Source organism: Frankia sp. EI5c (genome assembly GCF_001636565.1).
Lineage (GTDB): Bacteria > Actinomycetota > Actinomycetes > Frankiales > Frankiaceae > Parafrankia.
This window is the reverse complement of sequence record NZ_LRTK01000048.1, coordinates 1-3,484: the sequence shown is the minus strand read 5'-3', so window position 1 is coordinate 3,484 and position 3,484 is coordinate 1. Positions and strand designations below refer to the sequence as shown.

Below are 3,484 nucleotides of genomic sequence, written 5' to 3'. Positions count from 1 at the left end.
GGCATCGTCACGAAGCTCTACCCGGTCTTCTTCCTCGTCGGGCTGGCCGCGCTGTGCCTGCGGGCCGGGCGGATGCGGGAGATCGGCCGCGCCACGCTCTACGCGGGCGGCACGGCGGCCCTGGTGATGTTGCCGGTGTGGCTCACCGCCGGCTACTTCGACGACTCGACCAAGGTCAGCGACGGCATCTGGAGCACCTTCTGGGGCGGTGGCGACTGGACCGCGCTGCTCGACGGCGAGTACCAGGGCGGCCACAACGGCCTGCAGCGCTTCTTCGAGCTCAACTCCGAGCGCGGGGCGGACTGGGACTCGCTGGCCTTCGCCCTGTCCTGGGCGGCCGGGAAGTACGACACGGGCTGGTTCGCGCCGGCGCACCTGGTCGTCNTGCTGCTCGGGCTGGCGATCGCCGGGGGGTTCGCCGGGCTGGCGATCAGGCGGTGGTCCTCGCTGAAGCCGCAGGTCATCGGCACCGCGCTGGTGTGCTGGCTGGTGCTGGCCGTGGCCACGCCGCTGCTGCTGGACGCGGTGCACGAGCACGGCATCCCGGTCCGGACGCTGAACATCGTGACCGCGCTGGCTCTCGTCCTGGCGATCGGCGGAATCCTCGCACTGACGCTGCTGGCCCCGCGGCGGCCGCGGGTTCCGCAGATCGTGCTCCTGCTCGTCATCGCCTTCCTGCTGACGAACAAGGTCTTCTCGCCGCAGTACACGATCTGGCTGCTGCCGCTGGTGGCGCTCGCCAGGCCGCGCTGGCGGCTGTTCCTGCTCTGGCAGCTCTGCGAGATCTGGGTGCTGTTCACCCGGTTCATGCACTTCATCTACAACGACACGTCCGGTGCCGACGGCATCGACCGCGGCTGGTTCGTCGGCGCCGTGGTCCTGCGTGACCTGGTCGTGTGTGTGCTCGCCGCGTTCGTGGTGCGGGAGATCCTGCGACCGGGGCTGGACGTCGTCCGCGCGGACGGACTGGACGATCCCGCCGGGGGGGTTCTCGACGGCGCCGCCGACGTGCGCGGGGGACGGTTCGGCGCCCGCAGCCTGCTGCCCGGCGCCAGGCGGCCGGTGGACGGCCTGGCCATGGAGGACGCGGCGCCGGAGGACCCGGCGCCGGAGGACCCGGCGCCGGTCGGCCTGGCGGCGGACGGTCTGGCGGCGGACGGCCTTGCCGGGGATCGCGGCCCGGCGCAGCCGTCGGTGTTCCGGCCGACCTGGAACGCGGGGTGAGGGTGGGGGCCGAGAAGGTCCCCGAGCCCGGGGAGGGGGACCCGGGGGGAACCGGCCCCCCGCGGACGCCCCCGGCGACGACCTGGGTGACGACCGCGGTGCGGACCTGGGGGAAATGGTCCGCGGGCGGGCGGGTGACCTGCGCGCGGGTGTCCGACCGTGGGCGGCTGGCCTGGGCGAGGTTGCCGGAGTGCGTGCGCGCGACGTTGCCGCTGTGGGTGGCGAGCCGGGTGGCGGTGGTTGTCGCGTCGCTGGCCGGCGCGCGCCTCCTGACGAACAATCCGGCCCGTGACGCTCCCGGGCTGACCACGCTGTGGGACCGCTGGGATGTCGGCCTGTTCACCAAGGTGGCCCGCTACGGTTACCTTTCGCCGTCGTACCAGGACCGCACCGAGGTGGACTTCCCGGGGCTCCCGCTGGCGATCCGCGCCGTCCACCTCGTCGTTCCCGACTGGATCGTCGCCGGTCTCGTGGTCTCGTTCGTGGTCGGCGCGCTCGGCGTGGCCGCGCTGTGGCGTCTGGCGGCCGACGAGGTGGGCGGGAGCGACGCCCGGTTCGCGGTCCTGGCGCTGATCTGCTTCCCCTACGCGGTCTTCCTGTTCGCCGCCTACTCCGAGGCCTTCTTCCTCGGGTTCGCGGCCGCGTCCTGGCTGGCCGCGCGGCGGGAACGCTGGCTGCTCGCCGGGCTGCTGGGCGCGGCCGCGGCCTCGGCGCGGGTGACCGGCATCCCGTTCTGTGCCGCCCTGGTCGTGCAGTACGTGCTCGTGCGGCGCGCCGCTGGCCTACCGATCGTCGCCCGGCCGGCGCTGGCGCTCGCCCTGCCACCGCTGCCGATCGCCGGTTACCTGATCTATCTGCGGGTCCGCAGCGGGCGGTGGGACTCCTACACCGACGCGATGCGCGCGGGTTGGAACCGGGCCGTCGACTGGCCCTGGAGCGGCTGGGCCAGAACCTGGCAGTCGGCGCTCGACGGCGACGGGGCGTCCACGTTTGTCTGGTTCTGGCGCGGTGAGCTCGCCGCGGTGGTCGTCGGCGTGCTGCTCACCGGCGTGCTGCTGTGGACCAGGCGCTGGGGTGAGGCGACGTTCGTCGGGCTCATGACGCTCGTCATGAGCTTCACGAACTACTACGCGTCCGGGATCCGTGGCATTCTCGTCGCCTTCCCGCTGTACCTGTTGCTGGCTCGGGTGGGCGCGCGCCGGCCGTGGGTCCGGGGGGCCTATGTCTGGCTGTGCGCCCNGCTCATGGTGGTCTTCGTCGTGGCCTTCACCCAGGGGTACTGGGTCGACTGACCACACGAGGCCGACCGACCACACGAGGCCGACTGACCACACGACACGGCGGGATGATCGGATGCGTGCCCGGACGGCCGGGCATGGGTGAGGATGGGGTCGTGGCGGACGACGAGGGACGGCCTGACGAGGGACGGCCCGGCCCCGCGGCGCCGGTTGCGGCGCCGGCTGCGGGGCCTGGGATCATGGTGCCGGCCGTCGTCGCCGGCGGGCTGGCCGTGCTCTTCCTCGTCCTGGCCTTCGTGGCGGCGGAACCGTCCCGGCACGCGCACGGACTGCTGGTCGTCCTCGACCTGGTGGCCGTGGTCGGCGTCGGGGCGGTGTGGCTGCGCGTGATCCGGCTCCTGAGCCTCGCCACCGGCCGTGGCCGGGTCGAGTAACCTCAACCAGACGTACCGTGTGCCGACGGTGCGGGCCCCTTCGCGGCGCCCCGCTTCCCGGCGCTCGGTTTCCTCCTGCCACGGGTGATCCGTGGCCGCTCGAGTCCACAGGAGGTGGGTTCAGCCTTGTCACGCCACTATGAACTGATGGTGATCCTCGACGCCGAGCTTGAGGAGCGCACGGTCGCTCCCTCGCTCGACCAGTACCTCAACGTCGTCCGCCAGGGCGGCGGGGTCGTCGAGAAGGTCGACGTGTGGGGCCGCCGTAGGCTCTCCTACGAGATCGCGAAGAGCTACGAGGGCATCTACGCGGTCATCGATCTGCACACCGAGCCGGCCATCGTCGCCGAGCTCGACCGCCAGCTCGTGCTGAACGAGTCGGTGCTGCGGACGAAGGTGATCCGCTTGCCCGAGCCGAAGGCGCCGCGGGTGAGCCGCCGGGCGGCGGCATGACGCGGGCCGCCCAGCGAGGGGAGCGTGACCATGGCCGGTGAGACCGTGATCACGGTTGTCGGCAACCTGACCAACGACCCCGAGCTCCGCTTCACGCCGAACGGTGCGGCGGTCGCGAGCTTCACGGTCGCCTCC

General features: G+C 72.5%; 3 protein-coding genes and 1 pseudogene. All 4 read left to right on the top strand.

Features of this window, described 5'->3' with window-relative positions; genetic code table 11:
* Positions 1 to 1,358: 1,358 nt before the first annotated feature.
* Positions 1,359 to 2,463: pseudogene (locus tag UG55_RS39200) on the top strand (hypothetical protein); the annotation flags it as partial.
* Between the two features lie 136 nt (positions 2,464 to 2,599).
* Positions 2,600 to 2,896 (top strand): hypothetical protein, encoded by a 297-nt coding sequence (locus UG55_RS18930; protein WP_066070947.1) that lies wholly within the window; start codon positions 2,600 to 2,602, stop codon positions 2,894 to 2,896.
* A gap of 126 nt (positions 2,897 to 3,022) precedes the next feature.
* Positions 3,023 to 3,349 (top strand): 30S ribosomal protein S6, encoded by a 327-nt coding sequence (rpsF, locus tag UG55_RS18925; protein WP_255360504.1) that lies wholly within the window; start codon positions 3,023 to 3,025, stop codon positions 3,347 to 3,349.
* A 30-nt stretch (positions 3,350 to 3,379) separates the two neighbouring features.
* Positions 3,380 to 3,484 (top strand): single-stranded DNA-binding protein (locus UG55_RS18920; protein ID WP_157901534.1); only part of this gene is annotated, 105 nt, incomplete at its 3' end.